Origin of the sequence: Pannonibacter sp. I15F10I1 (assembly GCF_900185665.1) — a bacterium.
Taxonomy (GTDB): domain Bacteria; phylum Pseudomonadota; class Alphaproteobacteria; order Rhizobiales; family Stappiaceae; genus Pannonibacter; species Pannonibacter indicus.
The window spans coordinates 35,751-54,805 of sequence record NZ_FYAN01000016.1 but is presented as its reverse complement, the minus strand read 5'-3'; the positions used below and the strand labels follow the sequence as shown (position 1 = coordinate 54,805).

Sequence of the window (19,055 nt, the reverse complement as noted above, 5' to 3'; positions counted from 1 at the left end):
CGGTCAGCCTCAATGGAAGAGTGAAGGGAGCCAGAGCGAGAATGCCGGCACATAGGTGACCAGCATCAGCACGGCCATGGCCGCCCCGTAGAAGGGCCAGATGGTCTTGATGGCATCCCAGACGGAGATCCGCCCCACGGCACAGCCGACGAAGAGCACGGCGCCCACGGGCGGGGTGCACAGGCCGATGCCGAGGTTGAGGATCAGGATCACGCCGAAATGCACCGGATCGACACCAAAGGCGGTGGCCACCGGGAGGAAGATCGGCGTGGTGATGACGATCAGCGGCGACATGTCCATGAAGGTGCCGAGGAACAGCAGGGCGACGTTGATCAGCAGCAGGATGATGATGGGATTGTCGGAGACGCCGCGCAGCAGTGCGACCATTTCCGCCGGTACCTTCAGGAAGGCCATCAGCCAGCCGAAGGAGGCCGCGCAGCCGATGACCAGCAGCACCATGGCCGTGGTGCGCACCGCCGCGAAAGTGGAGGCGGTGAAATTTTCCCAGGTCATGGTCCGGTAGGCCAGAACCGTCACCACCAGCGCATAGACCGCGGCGATGCACGAGCTTTCGGAGGCTGTGAAGACGCCCGAGCGCACGCCGAAGAAGATGATGCCGATGAGCAGCAGGCCGGGAATGGCATTGGCGAAGAGCCAGCCAAGCGCCTGCCAGCCGGGGAAGGCTTCGGTGGGATAGCCACGGCTGCGTGCCACCCACCAGGCCGCCATCATCAGGCTGAGTGCCAGAAGGAAGCCGGGGATGATGCCTGCCGTGAACAGATCGGCGATGGAGATACGCCCGCCTGCCGAGATCGAATAGATGATCATGTTGTGCGAAGGCGGGATCATCAGGGCGATGATGGAGGACACCACCGTCACATTGACCGCATAGTCGACGCCGTAGCCGCGCTCCTTCATCTGCGGGATCATCAGCCCGCCGATGGCCGAGGCATCTGCCGCTGCGGAGCCGGAGATGCCGCCGAACATGACGGAGGCGGTGATGTTCACCTGGCCAAGGCCGCCGCGAAGATGCCCGACAGCAGCCCCCGCAAGGGCCACGAGACGGCGGGCGATGTCACCGCGCACCATCAGTTCGCCGGCGAAGATGAAGAAGGGGATTGCCATCAGCGCGAAAACGGAGACGCCCGAATTCAGCCGCTGAAACACGATGACCGGCGGCATGCCGAGATAGAGCACCGTCAGCAGCGACGAGATGCCGAGGCAGAAGGCCACCGGCGTGCCGATGAGCAGCAGAACGGCAAAGGAGCCGAACAGAATCCAGAGTTCCATCTCAGGCCTCCTGCATGTCGGTTTCGCCGAAGCGGGCGGTTGGCAGGCCTGCGGCCCGGCGGGCGATGCGCTCCAGCGAGAACAGGAAGACGAGAATTCCGCCGCCGATCAGCGGGGCGAAATCATAGGCACCGGAGATGCCGATGGACGGTAGCTTCACGTTCCAGGCAGACAGGGCAAGCTGCAGCCCGTACCAGAACATGCCTGCCCCGAAGAGGGCGACGAGGGAATCCGACACGGTGTAGAGAACCAGTTTGGCTTTCACCGGAATGACGTAGAGCAGCACGTCGAAGCTGAGGTGATAGCCTTCCCGGATGCCGACTGCGGCGCCGAAGAAGATGAACCAGCCCATGAGAATGACCGCGAGCGGTTCACTCCAGATGAGGCTGTCGTTCAGAACGTAACGGAAAAAAACCTGAGCCGAGATAATGGCGGTCATCAGGACGAGACCGGCGCCAGCCAGCCAGAGAGCGAGGCGAGCGATGAGGCCCAAAGCCTGCGCGATTGATTTCATGGTGTCCTGCACCTGACGTCTCCACGCAAAAGAAGGCCCGTGCCGCAGGGCGCGGCACGGGTTTGGGCTTCACATCACTCGGTTGCCTGAATGCGGGCAACGAGATCCTTCAGCTTGTCGGACGTCACGTGCTTCTCGTAGACCGGCTTCATCGCGTCGATGAAGGGCTGCTTGTCGATGTCCGTGACGACCGTGGCACCGGCAGCGCGCACCTTGTCCTCAGATGCCTTTTCACGGGCCTGCCACATCTCGCGCATCATCGGCACGGAGTCCTTGGCGGCCTGGCGGACGGCGGCCTGGTCTTCGGCGCTGAGCTTGTCCCAGGATGCCTTGGACATCACCAGCACTTCCGGAACGATCAAGTGCTCATCCAGCGTGTAGTAGCCGGCGACCTCGAAGTGGCCGGAGGATTCATAGGACGGCCAGTTGTTTTCTGCCCCGTCGATGACGCCGGTCTGGATCGAGGAATAGACCTCGCCATAGGGCATCGGGGTGGCATTGGCGCCGAGGGCGGACATCATGTCGACGAAGATGTCGGACTGCATGACGCGGACCTTCATGCCCTTCAGGTCGTCGATGGTCTCGATCGGCTTCTTGGCATTGTAGAAGCTGCGCGAACCGCCGTCGTAGAAGGCGAGGCCGACATAGCCATGCGGTTCGAAGGCGGTGAGGATTTCCTCGCCGATCGGGCCATCCATCACCTTGTGCATGTGATCGACCGAACGGAAGATATAGGGCAGCGAGACAACCTTGGTTTCTTCAACGAGGTTGTTGAAGGGGCCCATCGAGACGCGGTTCATGTCGATGACGCCGAACTTCGTCTGCTCGATGGTGTCCTTCTCCTGGCCGAGCTGAGCCGAGTGGAACACTTCGATGCAGAGTTTGCCGCCGGTGCGCTCCTCGAGCATCTTGCCCATGGCCTTGACGGCCTCGACGGTCGGATAGCCGTCCGGATGGGTATCAGATGACCGGAGCGTTACCTCGCAGGCCGTTGCAGCCCCGGTCATCATTATACTTGCCAGCAGTGTGGCTTTCGCAATCTTCATGAATGTCATTTGGTTCTCCTCCCAAGTGAACGGCCCTCCTCAGAGCCGGTAGGCTTGCTTGGCAAGCCTGTAGGTGAGGTCATAGGCAACCTCACCCGCCTCGTCCTGGTCCAGCCGCCCTGTGGCGACCAGATGGGCGAGGTAAGCGCAATCCACGCGCCGGGCCACATCGTGGCGGGCGGGGATGGAACAGAAAGCACGGGTGTCGTCGTTGAAGCCGACGGTGTTATAGAAGCCCGCAGTTTCCGTAACCTGCTGACGGTAGCGCATCATCCCTTCCGGGCTGTCGAAGAACCACCAGGCAGGCCCCAGCTTCAGTGCCGGGTAAACGCCGGCGAGCGGTGCAAGCTCGCGCGAGTAGGTGGTTTCATCGAGCGTGAAGGCGATGATGGACACATCGTCCCGCATGCCGACTGCATCGAGCAGCGGCTTGAGCGAGCGCACATAGTCGGTGCGGCTCGGGATATCGAAGCCCTTGTCGCGGCCGAAGGTGCTCAGCACCGGGCCGGAATGGTTGCGCGAGCTGCCGCAGTGGATCTGCATGACGAGGCCGTCGTCAATGCTCATGCGGGCCATCTCGGTCAGCATCTGGCCGCGGAATGCATCTGCCTCCTCCGCAGTGCATGCGCCGCGCAGCGCCTTGTCGAAAAGATGAGCCGCCTCAGCTTCGCTCAGATTCTCGGTGCGGGCCGTGGCATGGCCATGATCACTCGAGGTGGCGCCGCCCTGCTCCTTGAAATAGGCGCGGCGGATGCGGTGCGCTTCCAGATAGCCGGACCAAGTGGTGGCATCGGTGCCGCACAGCTCGCCCAGCTTCTCGACGGTCTCGGTGAAGCCGGCATATTCGGGGTCAACGGCCTGATCCGGGCGGTAGGCGGTGACGACACGCCCCTTCCAGCCGCTTTCGCGGATCATGCGGTGCCACTTCAGATCGTCCAGCGCGCCTTCCGTGGTGGCGATCACCTCGATGCCGAAGCGCTCGAACAGGGCGCGGGGGCGGAACTCGGGACGCTGCAGGCAATCGGCGATGTGATCATAGGTCTCGTCCGCGGTTTCGGCCGACAGGCGCTTGGTCACGCCAAACACGTCCTGGAAAGCATGATCCAGCCACATGCGCGACGGAGTGGCGCGGAACAGGTGATAGTTGGAGGCAAAGATGCGCCAGATCTTGCGGCCATCGGTCTCCGTCCAGCCGCCGTCGGCGCGCGGCACGCCGAGGCTCTCCAGCTTGATGCCCTGCGAGCAGAGCATGCGGAAGACGTAGTGATCCGGGGTGACGAAGAGCTGGGCCGGGTCCGGGAAGGGATTGTTTTCTGCAAACCAGCGCGGGTCCGTATGACCATGCGGGCTAATGATCGGCAGATCCTTCACGCCTTCGTAAAGGCCGCGCGCAATGCTGCGAACGCCGGGTTCAACGGGGAACAATCTGTCAGAATCCAGCAGCGCCACGCTTGCTCTCCTCCCGAATGATGACTTAAGCCGGAGAACGGCTCTTTTCTTCGCGTATTTCAGCTAATATGCTAGTATCCAAAAGGAGTCAATGGGAGGAAAAAATGCCGGATTCGCTACACCTGCAAGCGCTGGAACCTGTCGGGCGGCCGCTCGTCGCCGATGCGGTTTTCGAGCAGCTCCACCGGCAGATCCTGTCGCTGGAACTGCCGCCCGGCGCCAAGATTTCGGAGATCGACGTGGCCAGGGCCATGGGTGTTTCGCGCCAGCCGGTGCGCGATGCCTTCTACCGTCTGTCCAAGCTCGGCTTCCTGCACATCCGGCCGCAGCGGGCCACATCCGTGTCGGTGATTTCCGAGCGTGCCGTGTTTCAGGCGCAGTTCATCCGCACCGCCATCGAGGCGGAAACCGTGCGCGTGGCCTGTGCCCAGCTGACGGAGGCAGATCATCAGGCGCTGGTGGATATCATCGAGCAGCAGCGCGAAGCCGTCACAGGCCAGCGGCCGCTGGATTTTCATGCGCTGGACGATCTCTTCCACAAGGAGATCTGCGAACGCTCCGGTCACGCCCATGCCTGGGAAATGATCCGCGAGAACAAGGCGCATATGGACCGGGTGCGCTTTCTGTCGCTGGCCTTCGCCTCGCAGGATGCCTTTGACGATCATTGCCGGGTGCTGGAGGCCATCCGCCAGCGCGACGCCGATGCGGCGGTTGCCCAGATGCGCAGCCACCTTGCCCGCATCCGCCAGCAACTGGAACGCATCCGCGCCGGCCACATGAAGTACTTCGCCCACGAGACGGGCGAGGCGTGAGGGGAAGCGGTTTCAGGGGGGATGAGACGGAATTGCCCCGCCACAGGCTCGGCGTCGCCCCGGACGCTGCGGAGCGGAGATCCGGGGGCCACTCGCTTCCAGAGCGGTGAAACTGAAGCGTGGCGCAGGGGCTAACTTAAGTTCGCTCTGCACTGCGGCTTGAGACAACGGAAGCTCTCTGCAAACGAGTAGACCCCGGCTCGCGCTCCGCTTGGCCGGGGTGACTCGGTGCCTGCCGCCAGTGTGTGCTCCACAGTACCGGCCTTTCATCTCTTCTCCCGCTTCACCGCAGCGAAAACGGCACGATGCCGCGGGAGTCGCGTTCCACCTGGATTTCCTTGTCGAGGGCGGGGAAGGCCCGTTCCGGGCAGCTGGCGCGGGGGCAGATGCGGCAGTTGATGCCGATGCGGGCCGGGTTCACCCGGTCCGTCAGGCCCAGTTCATCGCCATAGACCAGCATGTCCGCATATTTCAGCTCGCAGCCAAGGCCGAGGGCATAGCGCCGCTCGCGCTCGCCGAACCGGGTGGCGGGCTTGGAAATGCTGCGGGCCAGGCAGAGATACTGCGTGCCGTCCGGCATCTCGCCCACCTGCGCCGAGACGCGGCCCTCGTTCAGCTCAAAGGCCTCATGTACGTTCCACACGGGGCAGGAGCCGCCGTAGCGGGCGAACTGGAAGCGGGTGGCGCTGTGCCGTTTGATGACATTGCCTGCCCGGTCCACCTTCAGGAAATAGAAGGGCACACCCTTTTCCCCCGTTCGCTGCAGGCTGGAGAGCCGGTGGCAGATCTGTTCAAGGCTTGCCCCCGTCGTCACCATCAGCCGGTCGAGGTCATGCCGGTAGGATTTGGCGAGGGACAGGAAGGCGCCGTAAGGCAGCAGCAGGGCGCCCGCGAAATAGTTGCGCAAGGCGAGGCGGCAGATCTCCCGTGCCGCCAGCGTGGAGAAACCGGCCTTTTCCATATGACTGGAAATGAGCTTCTCCGCCGTCAGGTCCGCAACGATACAGCCCAGCTGGAATTCCATGGCCGGGCGCGGCAGGCCCCGGTCCAGCGTCACGAGCCTTGCGCGGGCATCAAAGGCGACGATGGCGCCATCTGCCGCCTGCCGTTCGGTGACGTCCACCCGCACGCCGTGGGTGTCCCGCAGCCAGGCGCTGAGCCGGCCGAAACGGTCCGGGGTCCAGGCAAGCCCGAGCTTGCTGGCCAGTTCCTCGGCGCTCACATCCAGCGCATCGACGTAGTTGTCGATGTAGTGGAAATGGTCGCGCACCTGATCATAGGGCGGCGTCATGCGCGGGGCACGGCCGCTGCTCTCCCCATGGGCGTCAATGGCATCGTCCAGCGAGGCTTGCTGTTCGCTCATGCGCCGGAGGGTGCCGTAGAGATCCAGAAAGGCGCGGGCGAAGTCCGGCGTGTGGGTGGCGACGCTCTTCAGGTCCTGCAACCCGACACTGCCGTCATGAAAACGCGTATCCGCCAGAGCCTCGCCAAGATCGGCCACCAGCCGGTCCAGGTCGCTTGCCTCGAAACTGGCAAGATCGGCACCGAACTCGCGGCTGACGGCAATCAGTACCGAGGCCGAAACCGGGCGGATGTTGCTCTCCAGCTGGTTCACATAGGAGGGCGACAGATCCAGCCGGCTGGCAAAGGCCACCTGCGTGAGACCTGCCCGTTCGCGCAGCTTGCGCAGCACATGTCCGGCGAAAAGCTTTCTGGCCATCGGTTTCTCAAATTGCGAAGATTTTACAGTTTAACATGACACACTTTTGCATATCGCAGAAGGCCCGCCAAATGGCTATGGTCCTTGCATCACACAGGCCCGGGAGGAGGTGGTTGCCCGGGAGGCGCCGCCGGACGGGCCTGCAACGAAAGGGAGCGCACATGCTGGATCAAGTCGTGGAGAGCTGGCACCATCCGGTCGAACTGCATCCGATGATGCCGAAGCCTGTTGCCGGGCTCACGGTATCGCAGGAGCGGGTTGCCCTGCTCACTGAGCGCCAGAAGGACGTGATGCGCATGCTGGCCGACGGTCTGATCAACAAGCAGATCGCCCACCGTCTCGACATCAGCGTCGCCACCGTGAAGACCCACATCGCCGCCGCCGTGCGCCGCATGCGCGCCAAGAACCGCATTCACGCGGTGGCAATGCTGATTCGCGCCGAGGGGGGCTGCTGACAAGCCCGCGTGGCGCCTGAGCCTTGCCAGGGCCGCCAGGCAAACAGCTTCTGGGAGGAAGCCGCCGCTCATCACTGATGGGCCGCGGACATCGCGGCGAGTTCCGCCGCGAAAAGAGGCCGGAGGGCGCTGGGCTCGATGAGCTCGGCGCCCGGGCCCAGCCAGCGCAGCAGCGGGAACAGCCGGGCCTGCGTTGTGTCCGTCAGGGTGATTCTCACCTTGCCGTTTCCCGCCGGTGAAAACACCGCATGCCGGTAGTACCAGTCCCGCGCCAGCCTGCGGGCCTGCTCATCACTCACCAGAATGATGCCGGACGGGTCTTCCGACTGCCAGCGCCGCATGGCGCGGGACAGCCAGGCACCATTCAGCAGGGCTTGCACCGAAAACTCCTTCGGCGGACGGAAGCGCAGGCCGCTCACCTCCATGTTGAAGATGCGGTCGGCCCGGTAGATCCTGAGGTCATCCGCCTCGACGGAGCGGCCCGCCAGATACCACAGATCCCGGTCGAAGATGACGCCCAGCGGCTCCACCTCATGGGCGCGCGGTTCCGTCCGGCTGGGGTTATGATGCTCGAAGCGCACGCGGCGGCCTTCCAGCAGGCCTTCCATGAACCGGTCCAGCGCCTCCTGCCAGCCTGCATTGGGCTCGATCGAGGGCGAATCATGGAAAATGTCCGGCGGCAGCGGCTCGACCCCGACGATCCGCTCGCCGTTTGTCAGCAGCTCCTGCGCCGGGCGGGGCAGGGAGGCGATGAGCTTGCGCTCCGCCGTTTCAAGATCAGCCGCCAGCGGCGTGGTGCGCAGGCCGCGCGCCACCGACAGCACGATCAGCAGCGCCGCCGTCTCGCGGCGCGTCAGGGCGACGGGCGGCTGGATGTAGCCCTTGGCAAGGCGGTAACCGCCCTCCGCCCCGCGCTCTGCCTCCACCGGCACGCCAAGCGCAATGAGCCGGTCCACATCCCGGTAGATGGTGCGCAGCGACACCTGGAACCGCTCCGACAGGGCGGTGGCCGTCACCAGCTTGCCGCTGCCAAGCAGCAGCAGGATGCCAAGGGCACGTTCGATCGGGTTCATGTCGGCCTGCCGGTTTTCAGGTAACAAAAAAGAATCAGAATGAGAACATAACAGGATCAAACCTGACTCGCAGCTGTCAGGTTTGGGCTGGCATCCTTGCTTTCACTGGCCCGGCAAGAAGGGACTTGAGCGGGCGTGTGAGAGGAGACAGGACGATGCATGGAAACGAAACTTCAGACCGCAAGGCATCCGCAGCATCAGGGTTCCTGCCGTATCTGGCGGGCATTCTGGCACAGTTCAGAGACTGGCTCCATGAGGAGCGCCTGCGCCGCATACGCCGCCGCAACATCGCGCATCTGGACGAGCGGCTGCTCAAGGACGTCGGGCTGACGCCATCGGGCCACTGGCTGGAGCCGAGGCGGAAAAAGGGGGCGAGCACCCAAAAGAACAGGGGCGTCAAATGACGCCCCCAGAGAATCGCCCCTCTCGATCGTCATACCGGACGGAGCGAAGCGCGAGCCGGGATGACGATGGGGGCAAAAAACGAGGGGCGCCAAATGACGCCCCTGCAAATTCAACCGTGTTCCGTGGCCCTTCAGGCCACCCAGAGTCTTTTATCTGCGTGGCCCTTCAGGCCACCCAGAAACCCTTTCTCTGCGTGGCCCTTCAGGCCACGCGGTGGGCATCATACTGCCCGTGCTCGCGGAAGCGGGTCAGGTAGGACGGCAGGATGGCGGCGAGCGAGGACGGGTTGATGCCGAGGCCTGCCAGAGTGCGGCCTTCGGCTTCGGCAGCTGCCGAAACCACGTTGTCCACACGCAGCATCTTCACCTGGTCCACCGTCAGCAGCGGCTTGGGCAGCAGCTGCAGCACCCGGGCCTGCATTTCGGCCGCACCAAAGGGCAGCGGCAGCAGCAGGCGCTTGCGGCGGGTGATCTCCAGCATCAGCTCAAGGCATTCCTTGAAGCTCTTCACTTCCGGGCCGCCCAGTTCGTAGACGGTGCCCGGCTTGCAGCCGCCGTCCACAGCCTTGGCAACCGCGGCGGCAACATCACCGACGTAGACCGGCTGGAACTTCGTGCCCCCGCCGCCGACGAGCGGCAGGACCGGGGACATGCGCGCCATGGCGGCGAAGCGGTTGAAGAAATCATCTTCCGGGCCGAACACGATGGACGGGCGCAGGATGACGCTGTCCGGCAGCGTCTCCAGGACACCAGCCTCGCCGGCTGCCTTGGAACGGGCATAGGCGGCGGGGGATGCTGCGTCAGCGCCGATGGCCGAGACATGGACGATGCCGTTCAGGCCTGCAGCGCGGGCGGCTTCCGCAATGGCGCGCGGTCCGAAGCCCTGCACGGCATCAAAGCTCTGGCGGCCGGACTGATAGAGAATCCCCACCAGATTGACGACCGCATCCGCCCCCTCGACGGCGCGGTCCACAGACCAGCGGTAACGCAGGTTCGCCTGAACCGGCATGATCTGGCCAACGCCGCCCTGCGGCTGCAGGTGCTCGGCCAGATCCGGACGGCGCACGGCTGCGCGAATCCGGTAGCCGCGGCGTGCCAGTGCAAGCACCACATGGCGGCCGAGAAAGCCGGAAGCACCGAAGACGGTAACGAGTTTTCCATTGAGCGCCGAATGCATAGCGGCCGGCTCCTTGTCGCGTCACTTGAAGCAATGGGCCGCCCGGATGGCGGCGCACCTTGGGTTCTTAGCCCTTTGCTCCCCGCCTGTGAAGGCGGCATGTGTGCAAATGCATTTTTCTCTCAAAAGGACGATTGACAAGCCCTCAGAGCACCCCTAAAAGCCCTCCTCACAGCCCAGGTGGCGGAATTGGTAGACGCACTAGTTTCAGGTACTAGCGCTCACAAGGCGTGGAGGTTCGAGTCCTCTCCTGGGCACCAAATTTCTGGATCACTACCAAGGTTCAGATCGAAAAGGTCCGCGAAAGCGGGCCTTTTTCGCTTTCAGGCCCTCCCAATGACTGCGCCGGATCTTGCCCGGTGCCGGGGAATGTGCTGAAAGAACCCGACGCAACTTCAGGATTTCCGCCGATGACCATCCGTTACCATAAGCACGACCTGCCCGATCTGTCCCACTATGAGGGTGTGGAGGCCGTGGCTGTGGACACGGAAACCCTGGGTCTCAACCCGCACCGCGACCGGCTCTGCGTGGTTCAGCTGTCGCCCGGCGATGGCACGGCGGATGTGGTGCAGATCGCCCGCGGCCAGAATTCGGCGCCGAATCTCGCCCGCCTCTTCACCGATCCGGCCAAGGTGAAAATTTTCCACTTCGCCCGCTTCGATCTGGCGGTACTCTACCAGTATCTCGGCATCACCGTGTCGCCGGTCTGGTGCACCAAGATTGCTTCCAAGCTGGTGCGCACCTACACGGACCGGCACGGCCTGAAGGACATCACCCGTGAACTGGTGGGTGTGGACCTGTCGAAGCAGCAGCAGAGCTCGGACTGGGCGGCTGAAACGCTGACGGATGCGCAGCTTGCCTATGCGGCTTCCGACGTGCTGCACCTTCATGCGCTGCGCGCCCAGCTGCAGATGATGCTGGAGCGTGAAGAGCGCACCGGTTTTGCGCAGGCCTGTTTTGAGTTCCTGCCCACCCGTGCAAGGCTTGATCTGCTTGGCTGGGAAGAACAGGATATTTTTGCACATAGCTGAACGGGTGACTCCTTCTGCCTGATTATCGCTGCGTTGCATCTTTTTAACGTTCGCTGCATACCCCATATGCGGATGCATGCTTGGACGGCAGAGTGACGCAATCCCCGCATGGCGTGCAGTTGCGCGATCACGGTGCGGTGAGCCTGTGGGTGCGGCCATGAATCCGGCGCAAGTCTGCGCCAGGTGAATGGGGTCGGCCCCTTGCAGGCGGGGCTCGCATGACGGTGTGACGCGGCCGTGAGCCGGGAGAGAAGATGGATCAGACGACACAGCGCTCCGGGGATGTGACAGACGGGCGGGTCGACAAGGCCCGTGCAAACGCGCGCCGTCACTCAGGCCGTGTGCGCGCCCTTCGCATCCTGCTGCCTGTGCTCGGGCTGATCGTGCTGCTGGGCATGGGCGGGCTGATCTTCGTCTTCAATCTCCTCAACAGCCTTGGCATTGGCAATGTGACGCTGACTTCCGAGGGGCTGGTCATGGACCGGCCGGAGCTGTCGGGGAATGACGGTGAACGCACCTACCGGGTTCTGGCCGAGCGTGCGATCCAGCGCCTGACCAATCCGCGCATCATTGACCTGGAAATGATCACGGCCGAGATCGTCTCCAATCCGGAAGAAAAAGCACAGATCACGTCCGACAAGGGCACATACGACAGCAGCGCCGAGACGCTTAGATTGTTCGAAGGTGTCCGGATCAACTGGAGCGGCAAGTACCAGATTGAGTTCAATAGCGTTGACGTGGACATGAAGTCAGGACAGGTCGTAACAGACAGATCCATGCAGGTCGTGTCCAGTGGCGGAGATATTGCCGCCAATGGCTTCACATATGATCAGGAAAATGGCATTGCCCGATTCACCGATGGTATCAAGATGGTATTGAGACCCGGTGCTTCGAACACGGAGAAACCGCAATGAAGGGTATCCGCACTTTGCTGACACTCGCCACTTTGGCGATTGTACCCGTCGGGGCCTCCGCCCAGACCTTCAATAATGCATTCCAGGGCTTTGGTCAGGACAATGACAAGCCCATTCAGATCGAGGCCAGGGAGCTTCAGGTCGAGGACAATTCCAAGGTGGCAACCTTTACCGGCGACGTGGTCGTGGTGCAGGGGGAGACCACTTTGAAGACCCAGCGCCTCAAGGTGTTCTACGATGGCTCGGCTACCCAGAGTGCCCAACAGAACATTTCCCGCCTCGAGGCCTCCGGCCGTGTTTTCATCTCCTCGAAGGATCAGACGGCAACGGGTGATGAAGCCAACTTCGACATGAAGACCAATAGAATGGTGATGACCGGCCGTGAGGTCGTGCTCAGCCAGGGGCCGAATGTGGTTGTCGGCAACAAGCTGACGGTCAATCTCACCACCGGTCAGGCGGATCTTGAAGCGCCCAAGTCGGGCCGTGTGAAGGTCCTCATTCAGCCCAACAGCCTGAACAACACTCCGCCCGCCGGAAACTGAGCCTGTCTTCCGCCGCAAGGGAGAGCGGCGGCCGGCTGGCCCAGGGTGTGTGCAAGAGCTGTCTCTTACCGTCAGGATGCTTCCCGCGTGAAATGGTTGCCCTTCCCCTTCTCCGGCCGTGACGCCGCCGGTCCTGTATCCGACGAAGCCTATGCCGGCGGCGCATTGACGGTCGAAGGCATCGGCAAAAGCTACCGCAAGCGCCAGGTGGTCAAATACGTCTCGCTGACCGTCAACCCGGGCGAGTCCGTCGGGCTGCTGGGGCCGAACGGGGCGGGCAAGACGACCACCTTCTACATGATCACGGGTCTCATCCGCCCGGATCAGGGGCAGATCACCCTGTCCGGCTTCGATATCACCAGCCTGCCCATGTACCGCCGCGCCCGCCTCGGCATCGGTTACCTGCCGCAGGAGGCCTCGATCTTCCGGGGCCTCAACGTGGAAGACAACATCCGCGCGGTGCTGGAAGTGGTGGAACCGGACAAGCGCCAGCGCGAAGCCGATCTGGACGAGCTTCTGGCCGAATTCGGCCTCACCCATCTGCGCAAGTCGCCCTCCATCGCCCTGTCGGGCGGCGAGCGCCGCCGCGTGGAAATTGCCCGCGCGCTGGCCACCCGCCCGTCCTTCATGCTGCTGGACGAGCCTTTTGCCGGTATCGATCCCATCGCCGTGGGCGACATCCAGCAGCTGGTGCGCCATCTCACCCAGCGCGGCATCGGCGTGCTGATCACCGACCATAATGTCCGCGAAACGCTTGGCCTCATCGACCGCGCCTATATCATCGCGTCGGGCGAAGTGCTGACGGAAGGGGCCCCGCATGACATCGTGGCGGACCCGGATGTGCGCCGTCTTTACCTCGGAGAGCAATTTACGCTTTGAACAGGGCGGTGGTGCTAGGTTATAAGCAAGAAACGGACCAAAAAGCACCAGGATAGGAAACGCCCCCCGCCCATGGCAATCTCGACCAAGCTTGAGATGCGGCAAAGCCAGTCGCTGATCATGACGCCGCAGCTCATGCAGGCGATCAAGCTGCTGCAAATGTCCAATCTCGATCTGGTTGCCTATGTGGAGGCGGAGCTGGAGCGTAACCCCTTGCTGGAGCGCACGGAAAGTGGCGACGGCTCTGGGGCGGCCGACGGGCAGGGCGGTGACCACGATGGCGCCTCCGATGCATCCGGCGGGGATGATTTCGAGGCCGGCGGCGGCGAGTTCAGCAGCAGCGATGGTGCCCCCTCCGAGTGGCTGAAGAGCGACCTTGAGCCGCAGGCCGAGAGCATCGCGTCGCAGATGGACACCGACCTCGGCAATGTATTTCCCGATGAGCCCGGCGTCTCCGCAGCGCCGGAACCGGCTTCGCTTCTGGGCATCGACAGCCACCGGGCCAGCAGCTCAGCCTCCTCCGAGGACTATAATCTCGAAGCCTTCGTGGCGGAGGAAGAATCCCTCATTCAGGTGCTGATGGACCAGATGCATCTGGCCTTTGCCGATCCGGTGGACAAGATCATCGGCCAGCACCTGATCAACAGCCTCGACGAGAACGGCTATCTGCATCTCGATCTGGAGGAAGCTGCTGCGCAGCTCGGCATTCCTGCGGCCCGCATCGAGGCCGTTCTTGCCGTGATGCAGGGGTTCGAGCCGTCCGGCGTCTTTGCCCGTTCGCTGGCCGAGTGCCTGGCCCTCCAGCTGAAGGAGCGCAACCGCTTCGACCCGGCGATGGAAGCCATGATCGCGCATATCGAGCTGCTGGCGCGCCATGACTATCCGGCGCTGCGCCGCATCTGCGGCGTGGATGAGGAAGACCTTGCCGACATGATCGCCGAGATCAAGGCGCTGGACCCGAGGCCTGGCCGCGCCTATGGCTCGTCGATCGTGCAACCAATGGTGCCGGACGTGCTGGTGCGCCCCGCCTCTGACGGCGGCTGGACGGTGGAACTGAACACCGAAACACTGCCGCGCGTGCTGGTGAACCAGACCTATTTCGCCTCCATCACCCGCACGGCTCGCAACGAGACCGAGCGCAGCTATCTGACCGATTGCCTGCAGACAGCGAACTGGCTGGTGAAGAGCCTCGACCAGCGGGCCAAGACCATCCTCAAGGCTGCGACCGAAATCGTGCGCCAGCAGGATGGCTTCCTGACCTATGGCATCGAGCACCTGCGGCCGCTGAACCTCAAGACCATTGCCGATGCCATCGGCATGCATGAATCCACGATCAGCCGTGTCACCTCAAACAAGTACATGGCAACGCCGCGCGGCATCTTCGAGCTGAAGTATTTCTTCTCTTCCGCCATCTCGGCGACGGAAGGGGGCGATGCCCATTCGGCGGAAGCCGTGCGCCACCGCATCAAGCAGATGATCGATGCCGAATCGCCGGACGATATACTTTCCGACGACACGATCGTGAAGCGCCTCAAGGACGACGGCGTGGACATCGCCCGCCGCACTGTGGCCAAATACCGCGAGGCCATGCACCTCGGCTCTTCCGTGCAAAGACGCAGGGAAAAGAAGGGCTTGTCCTGAAGACAGCAAAAATTAATCGGACTCTCGTCCAGTAGGTGCTCACAAAGCCAAATTGTGATCCTATATGTTTTGGACGGGAGGTTTGATCCGCCCGGCCACTGAGGCTGTCAGAGCCGCCAATTGACTTTATGGGCAGTGCCGCCTATAGCACCGCCCGCGAAAGCAATGTCTGGGGTGTGGCGCCGAAGTGCCGTTTGGGTCATGCTGTTCCGTCCGGGGCGAAAGCTCCGTGAGCCGGCTCCCGCCGGCAGGAAACGGTCCATGAAACAAGAAGAGGTCCCCATGACACTGCGGATTTCGGGTAAGAACGTTGATGTTGGCGATGCAATGCGCGTCCATGTCAACGACCGGATCGCCGACGCTTTGTCGAAGTATTTCGACGGCGGTTTTAACGGGCACGTCACGCTGACGCGCGAAGGCGCGGGCTTCAAGACGGAATGCTCGCTGCATCTCGACACGGGGATCGTGTTGCAGGTGTCCGGAGAGGACCATGATCCGCGCGCGAGCTTCGACCGCGCTGCGGACAGGATTGAGAAGCGGCTTCGCCGCTACAAGCGCAAACTGAAGGCGCATAACAGCGCCAATGGTGCGCGTGAGTTCTACGAAGCCCCGTCCTACGTGCTGGCTTCGCCGGAGGAGGATGAGGAAGTTCCGGCGGATTTCAATCCGCTGGTCATTGCCGAGACCTCGGCCCGGATCAAGACCCTCACCGTCGGCATGGCGGTCATGGAGCTGGATCTGTCCGAAGCTCCGGTCGTCGTCTTCAAGAGCGCCGCGAATGGCGGGGTGAACGTCGTTTACCGGCGCCCGGACGGCAATATCGGCTGGATTGACCCAGCCTTGATTGGACAGCAAGCGGCCAACTAGGCCATCTTGTCCTCAAGTTCTGCACTCCCGGCGGGGCAACCTGCCGGGAGCGTTTTTGAGGACCAAACGGAAAAGAATGATGGATCTGAGCGATCTGATATCTCAGGAAGCGGTTGTCGTCGGGTTGAAGGCGAGCAGCAAGAAGCAGGCTATTCAGGAGCTGGCCACCAAGGCCGCGGAACTGACGGGCCTGTCTGAACGCGAAATCTTCGACACGCTGCTGCAGCGTGAGCGGCTTGGGTCCACCGGCGTTGGGCATGGCGTGGCCATTCCCCATGGCAAGCTGGTGAAACTCGACAAGCTGGTCGGAGTCTTCGCAAGGATGGAGAAGCCGGTCGACTTCGATGCGCTGGATGACCAGCCGGTCGATCTCATCTTCCTGCTGCTAGCCCCGGAAGGGGCAGGTGCGGACCATCTCAAGGCATTGGCCCGGATCGCCCGCCAGCTGCGCGACACCAAGATTGCGAGCGGCCTGCGCACGGCCATCGACGCGGAAGCGGCCTTTGTGCTTCTGACCCAGCCGCAGTCGTCCTCGAACGCGGCCTGACCGGCGGGCACTTTGGGCGGGCACCTCCCGCTCAAGCACCGAAGAGTTTTCAAACACCCTGCCTGGGATCCTAGGCGGGGTGTTTTTGTATGATCTATATTTTGCGCCCTCAGGACCTGTGCGAACTGCTCCAGTCTGTGCGACCCTGCGTATGAGAAGCAAGACATGCCAACTGCAGGACAGGCAGCAATGACAGCTGATGAGAACGCCGGGAACGGGCAGCGGGCAGCCACGGCGCTCTGGTATGTGGCTAGTGGTGCCTGCGAGCTGCGCCGAGAGCAGCTTGCTCTTCTGGAACCCGGCCGCGCACGGTTGCGCACACTGGCAAGCGGTGTCAGCCGGGGGACGGAACGGCTGGTGCTGAGCGGGCTGGTGCCGGAAGCTGAATGGCAGCGCATGCGCGCGCCACTGCAGGAGGGCGATTTTCCTTATCCGGTCAAGTATGGCTATGCCGCCGTGGGACGGGTGGAGGCTGGTCCGCCGGAACTGCTTGGCCAGACCGTCTTCTGCCTGCATCCCCATCAGGATCTGTTCGACGCGCCGCTGGAGATGCTGGTGCCGGTGCCGCAGGTCATTCCGGCGGAGCGGGTCATTCTGGCGGCCAATATGGAAACCGCTCTCAACGCCCTGTGGGACGGTGCGCCCGCCCCCGGTGATCACATCTGCGTGGTGGGTGGTGGCGTTCTGGGTCTGCTTTGCGTGTTTCTGGCGGCAGGCATTCCCGGCACCCGCGTGACGCTTGTGGACATCGATCCCTCCCGTGCAGAGATTGCTGCGTCCTTTGGGGCTGGCTTTGCCTTGCCCACAGAGGCGCCGGGGGATCAGGATCTCGTCATCCACGCCAGCGCCTCGCCCGAAGGGCTTGCCACCGCGCTCACCTGCGCCGGGGATGAAGCCACCGTGCTGGAGTTGAGCTGGTATGGCGCAAAGCCGGTATCCGTGCCGCTGGGGGCGGATTTTCACAGCCGCCGTCTGGTGCTGAAATCAACGCAGGTCGGGCGCATCCCGGCGCAGCGCCGCAACCGCTGGACCTTCCGCCGCAGGCTGGAGACGGCGCTGTCGCTGCTGGCTGATGACCGCCTCGATGCACTTCTATACCCCCGTCTTGCCTTTTCCAGCCTGCCCGAGCGCCTGCCGCATGTGTTGTTGCACGACCGTTCGGCTCTGGCGCCGCTTGTTGTTTATGACCAACCGGAGTGAGTGAATGTTTGCCGTTGAAGTTCGCGACCACGTGATGATTGCCCACTCCTTCAAGGGGGAGCTGTTCGGCCCGGCGCAGGCGCTGCATGGGGCGACCTTTGTGGTCGATGCCGCCTTTCTGGCCGACAGCCTTGATGCCAATGGCGTTGTCATCGATATCGGCCGGGCCCATGAGGCGCTGAAGGAAGTGCTGTTACCGCTGAACTACCGCAACCTCGATGAGGTGCCGGAGTTCGCCGGGATCAACACGACGACGGAGTTCCTGACCAAGCATGTGCATGACCATCTGGCACAGGCCGCAAGGGACAACCGGCTGGGCCGTCCCGGAGCCGAAATCCGGGTGATCCGGGTGACCATCTCCGAGTCGCATGTGGCCCGCGCCTGGTATGAGGCGCCTGTGGCATGACACGTGAGGCCTCTGCTCCCAAAGTCCCCATTGTCTTCGCCTTTCCGGGCAATCTCGACACGCCGACCGGTGGTTACGGCTATGACCGGCGCATCATCGCCGGGCTGAGGGAGCTTGGCCGGGACGTGGAGCTGCTGGAACTGGGCGAGGGGTTTCCCTGTCCGGAGCCGGAGGTGCTGCGCAAAGCTGAAACGGCCCTTGAGGCCCTGCCGGACGACACGCTGCTGGTGGTGGATGGCCTTGCCTATGCGGTGCTTGGGGCTGTTGCGGCGCGGCTGGCACCCCGCATCACGCTCGTCTGCCTGCTGCATCATCCGCTGTGCCTCGAAAACGGTCTGGACCCGCAACTCGCCCGCCATCTGGAAGCCGCCGAACGCGAGGCCTTGCGCCATGCCCATGAGGTGATCGTCACCAGCCATGCGACGGCGGCACGGGTGCGTGAGCTTTTTGCCGTGCCGTCTGCGCATCTGCATGTGGTGGAGCCGGGCACGGACCGGGCGCCGCAGGCGCTGGGCAGCGGCGGGCCGGGCCTGCGTCTCCTGTCCGTTGGCTCCATCGTGCCGCGCAAGGGGCATGACGTGCTGGTGGAGGCGCTGGCGGGCCTGACGGAATTTGACTGGCAGCTGGACGTGGCGGGCGGCGTTCTGGACGAAGCCTGTCACGCTGCGCTGGTGCAGCAGATCACGGCGCATGGGGTGGAGCGGCGGATCACCCTGCACGGCGCACTGTCCAGCACCGTGCTGGAGGCCGCCTATGCAGCGGCAGATCTTTTTGTGCTCGCCAGCCACTATGAGGGCTTTGGCATGGCCTTCACCGAAGCGCTGGCCCGCGGGCTGCCGGTCATCGGCAGTGGCGGCCCTGCGGTGGAGCGCAGCCTGTCCGGTGGCGGCGGGATCTATGTGCCGCCCGGCAGCGTAGAAGGTTTGCGTTCAGCACTGCGCAGGCTGATGGCGGACAGCGCCTTGCGCCGGCAATTGGCCGCAGAGGCGTGCGAAGCAGCTGACCGCATGCCGGACTGGACAGAGGCCGCGCGCCAGTTCTCGGCTGCGCTCGACGCTGCTGCGATCCGCATCCCGGCCTGATCAGGA

Annotated in this window: 20 protein-coding genes and 1 tRNA gene; 14 read left to right on the top strand and 7 right to left on the bottom strand. The window is 63.3% G+C overall.

Annotated features, from left to right (window positions below; genetic code table 11):
* Window positions 1-9: 9 nt before the first annotated feature.
* The 4 genes from IF10I1_RS11520 to uxaC all read right to left on the bottom strand — a co-directional run bounded on the left by IF10I1_RS11520 (window position 10) and on the right by uxaC (window position 4,299).
* Window positions 10-1,290 (bottom strand): TRAP transporter large permease, encoded by a 1,281-nt coding sequence (locus IF10I1_RS11520; protein ID WP_122519122.1) that lies wholly within the window; start codon window positions 1,288-1,290, stop codon window positions 10-12.
* Between the two features lies 1 nt (window position 1,291).
* Entirely contained in the window at window positions 1,292-1,804 is a 513-nt protein-coding gene (locus IF10I1_RS11515; RefSeq protein WP_208977344.1) for a TRAP transporter small permease, read from the bottom strand.
* Between the two features lie 74 nt (window positions 1,805-1,878).
* On the bottom strand, window positions 1,879-2,859 hold the full coding sequence (locus IF10I1_RS11510; RefSeq protein WP_186392886.1) for a TRAP transporter substrate-binding protein: 981 nt from the start codon (window positions 2,857-2,859) through the stop codon (window positions 1,879-1,881).
* Between the two features lie 30 nt (window positions 2,860-2,889).
* The gene (uxaC, locus tag IF10I1_RS11505) at window positions 2,890-4,299 is read right to left on the bottom strand and encodes a glucuronate isomerase (RefSeq protein WP_123193436.1); all 1,410 of its coding nucleotides are present in this window, start codon (window positions 4,297-4,299) and stop codon (window positions 2,890-2,892) included.
* 104 nt (window positions 4,300-4,403) lie between these two features.
* Here uxaC and IF10I1_RS11500 point away from each other — a divergent pair, with 104 nt between their 5' ends.
* Window positions 4,404-5,111, top strand: coding sequence for a GntR family transcriptional regulator (locus tag IF10I1_RS11500; RefSeq protein ID WP_058898161.1), 708 nt, complete (start codon window positions 4,404-4,406; stop codon window positions 5,109-5,111).
* A gap of 283 nt (window positions 5,112-5,394) precedes the next feature.
* Here IF10I1_RS11500 and IF10I1_RS11495 read toward each other — a convergent pair whose 3' ends face one another.
* Window positions 5,395-6,831, bottom strand: coding sequence for a short-chain fatty acyl-CoA regulator family protein (locus IF10I1_RS11495; protein ID WP_186392885.1), 1,437 nt, complete (start codon window positions 6,829-6,831; stop codon window positions 5,395-5,397).
* Between the two features lie 161 nt (window positions 6,832-6,992).
* On the opposite strand from IF10I1_RS11495, the gene IF10I1_RS11490 reads away from it, so the two are divergent.
* On the top strand, window positions 6,993-7,286 hold the full coding sequence (locus tag IF10I1_RS11490) for a response regulator transcription factor (protein ID WP_058898160.1): 294 nt from the start codon (window positions 6,993-6,995) through the stop codon (window positions 7,284-7,286).
* 71 nt (window positions 7,287-7,357) lie between these two features.
* On the opposite strand, the gene IF10I1_RS11485 is transcribed toward IF10I1_RS11490, so the two are convergent.
* A complete protein-coding gene (locus tag IF10I1_RS11485; protein WP_186392884.1) occupies window positions 7,358-8,359 on the bottom strand; it encodes a YafY family protein in 1,002 nt (333 codons plus the stop codon).
* A 155-nt stretch (window positions 8,360-8,514) separates the two neighbouring features.
* Between IF10I1_RS11485 and IF10I1_RS11480 the strand changes: the two genes are divergently transcribed.
* Window positions 8,515-8,763 carry a DUF1127 domain-containing protein gene (locus IF10I1_RS11480; protein WP_050474345.1) on the top strand — a complete coding sequence of 83 codons (249 nt, stop codon included), beginning with the start codon at window positions 8,515-8,517 and terminating at the stop codon, window positions 8,761-8,763.
* A 202-nt stretch (window positions 8,764-8,965) separates the two neighbouring features.
* Here IF10I1_RS11480 and IF10I1_RS11475 read toward each other — a convergent pair whose 3' ends face one another.
* A complete protein-coding gene (locus IF10I1_RS11475; protein WP_186392883.1) occupies window positions 8,966-9,940 on the bottom strand; it encodes a complex I NDUFA9 subunit family protein in 975 nt (324 codons plus the stop codon).
* Between the two features lie 174 nt (window positions 9,941-10,114).
* On the opposite strand from IF10I1_RS11475, the gene IF10I1_RS11470 reads away from it, so the two are divergent.
* The 11 genes from IF10I1_RS11470 to IF10I1_RS11420 all read left to right on the top strand — a co-directional run bounded on the left by IF10I1_RS11470 (window position 10,115) and on the right by IF10I1_RS11420 (window position 19,049).
* Window positions 10,115-10,200 (top strand) — tRNA-Leu (locus IF10I1_RS11470).
* Window positions 10,201-10,350: 150 nt separating this feature from the next.
* Window positions 10,351-10,971 (top strand): ribonuclease D, encoded by a 621-nt coding sequence (locus IF10I1_RS11465; RefSeq protein WP_186392882.1) that lies wholly within the window; start codon window positions 10,351-10,353, stop codon window positions 10,969-10,971.
* Window positions 10,972-11,225: 254 nt separating this feature from the next.
* Window positions 11,226-11,885, top strand: a complete 660-nt coding sequence (gene lptC / locus IF10I1_RS11460) for an LPS export ABC transporter periplasmic protein LptC (protein ID WP_186392881.1) — start codon at window positions 11,226-11,228, stop codon at window positions 11,883-11,885.
* On the top strand, window positions 11,882-12,427 hold the full coding sequence (gene lptA, locus IF10I1_RS11455; RefSeq protein ID WP_186392880.1) for a lipopolysaccharide transport periplasmic protein LptA: 546 nt from the start codon (window positions 11,882-11,884) through the stop codon (window positions 12,425-12,427). Before lptC ends, lptA begins: the two co-directional genes overlap by 4 nt.
* A 96-nt stretch (window positions 12,428-12,523) precedes the next feature.
* The gene (lptB, locus tag IF10I1_RS11450; RefSeq protein ID WP_050474349.1) at window positions 12,524-13,306 is read left to right on the top strand and encodes an LPS export ABC transporter ATP-binding protein; all 783 of its coding nucleotides are present in this window, start codon (window positions 12,524-12,526) and stop codon (window positions 13,304-13,306) included.
* Window positions 13,307-13,378: 72 nt separating this feature from the next.
* On the top strand, window positions 13,379-14,947 hold the full coding sequence (gene rpoN / locus IF10I1_RS11445; protein ID WP_186424507.1) for an RNA polymerase factor sigma-54: 1,569 nt from the start codon (window positions 13,379-13,381) through the stop codon (window positions 14,945-14,947).
* Between the two features lie 261 nt (window positions 14,948-15,208).
* Window positions 15,209-15,814, top strand: a complete 606-nt coding sequence (hpf, locus tag IF10I1_RS11440; protein WP_082206083.1) for a ribosome hibernation-promoting factor, HPF/YfiA family — start codon at window positions 15,209-15,211, stop codon at window positions 15,812-15,814.
* A 79-nt stretch (window positions 15,815-15,893) separates the two neighbouring features.
* Window positions 15,894-16,361, top strand: coding sequence for a PTS IIA-like nitrogen regulatory protein PtsN (gene ptsN, locus IF10I1_RS11435; RefSeq protein WP_050474443.1), 468 nt, complete (start codon window positions 15,894-15,896; stop codon window positions 16,359-16,361).
* Window positions 16,362-16,550: 189 nt separating this feature from the next.
* On the top strand, window positions 16,551-17,561 hold the full coding sequence (locus tag IF10I1_RS11430) for a zinc-binding alcohol dehydrogenase (protein ID WP_186392878.1): 1,011 nt from the start codon (window positions 16,551-16,553) through the stop codon (window positions 17,559-17,561).
* A 4-nt stretch (window positions 17,562-17,565) separates the two neighbouring features.
* Window positions 17,566-17,967: a 6-carboxytetrahydropterin synthase gene (locus IF10I1_RS11425; RefSeq protein ID WP_186392877.1), complete on the top strand. Its 402-nt coding sequence runs from the start codon at window positions 17,566-17,568 to the stop codon at window positions 17,965-17,967.
* Complete coding sequence (locus IF10I1_RS11420; RefSeq protein ID WP_186392876.1) at window positions 17,964-19,049, top strand: glycosyltransferase family 4 protein; 1,086 nt, start codon at window positions 17,964-17,966, stop codon at window positions 19,047-19,049. Before IF10I1_RS11425 ends, IF10I1_RS11420 begins: the two co-directional genes overlap by 4 nt.
* The last annotated feature ends 6 nt before the right edge of the window (window positions 19,050-19,055 follow it).

Coding starts and splice junctions, on each gene's coding strand:
- IF10I1_RS11520 (WP_122519122.1), bottom strand. CDS start 1,290: ATGGAACTCTGGATTCTGTTCGGCTCCTTTGCCGTTCTGCTGCTCATC.
- IF10I1_RS11515 (WP_208977344.1), bottom strand. CDS start 1,804: ATGAAATCAATCGCGCAGGCTTTGGGCCTCATCGCTCGCCTCGCTCTC.
- IF10I1_RS11510 (WP_186392886.1), bottom strand. CDS start 2,859: ATGACATTCATGAAGATTGCGAAAGCCACACTGCTGGCAAGTATAATG.
- IF10I1_RS11500 (WP_058898161.1), top strand. CDS start 4,404: ATGCCGGATTCGCTACACCTGCAAGCGCTGGAACCTGTCGGGCGGCCG.
- IF10I1_RS11495 (WP_186392885.1), bottom strand. CDS start 6,831: ATGGCCAGAAAGCTTTTCGCCGGACATGTGCTGCGCAAGCTGCGCGAA.
- IF10I1_RS11490 (WP_058898160.1), top strand. CDS start 6,993: ATGCTGGATCAAGTCGTGGAGAGCTGGCACCATCCGGTCGAACTGCAT.
- IF10I1_RS11485 (WP_186392884.1), bottom strand. CDS start 8,359: ATGAACCCGATCGAACGTGCCCTTGGCATCCTGCTGCTGCTTGGCAGC.
- IF10I1_RS11480 (WP_050474345.1), top strand. CDS start 8,515: ATGCATGGAAACGAAACTTCAGACCGCAAGGCATCCGCAGCATCAGGG.
- IF10I1_RS11475 (WP_186392883.1), bottom strand. CDS start 9,940: ATGCATTCGGCGCTCAATGGAAAACTCGTTACCGTCTTCGGTGCTTCC.
- IF10I1_RS11465 (WP_186392882.1), top strand. CDS start 10,351: ATGACCATCCGTTACCATAAGCACGACCTGCCCGATCTGTCCCACTAT.
- lptC (WP_186392881.1), top strand. CDS start 11,226: ATGGATCAGACGACACAGCGCTCCGGGGATGTGACAGACGGGCGGGTC.
- lptA (WP_186392880.1), top strand. CDS start 11,882: ATGAAGGGTATCCGCACTTTGCTGACACTCGCCACTTTGGCGATTGTA.
- rpoN (WP_186424507.1), top strand. CDS start 13,379: ATGGCAATCTCGACCAAGCTTGAGATGCGGCAAAGCCAGTCGCTGATC.
- hpf (WP_082206083.1), top strand. CDS start 15,209: ATGAAACAAGAAGAGGTCCCCATGACACTGCGGATTTCGGGTAAGAAC.
- ptsN (WP_050474443.1), top strand. CDS start 15,894: ATGGATCTGAGCGATCTGATATCTCAGGAAGCGGTTGTCGTCGGGTTG.
- IF10I1_RS11430 (WP_186392878.1), top strand. CDS start 16,551: ATGACAGCTGATGAGAACGCCGGGAACGGGCAGCGGGCAGCCACGGCG.
- IF10I1_RS11425 (WP_186392877.1), top strand. CDS start 17,566: ATGTTTGCCGTTGAAGTTCGCGACCACGTGATGATTGCCCACTCCTTC.
- IF10I1_RS11420 (WP_186392876.1), top strand. CDS start 17,964: ATGACACGTGAGGCCTCTGCTCCCAAAGTCCCCATTGTCTTCGCCTTT.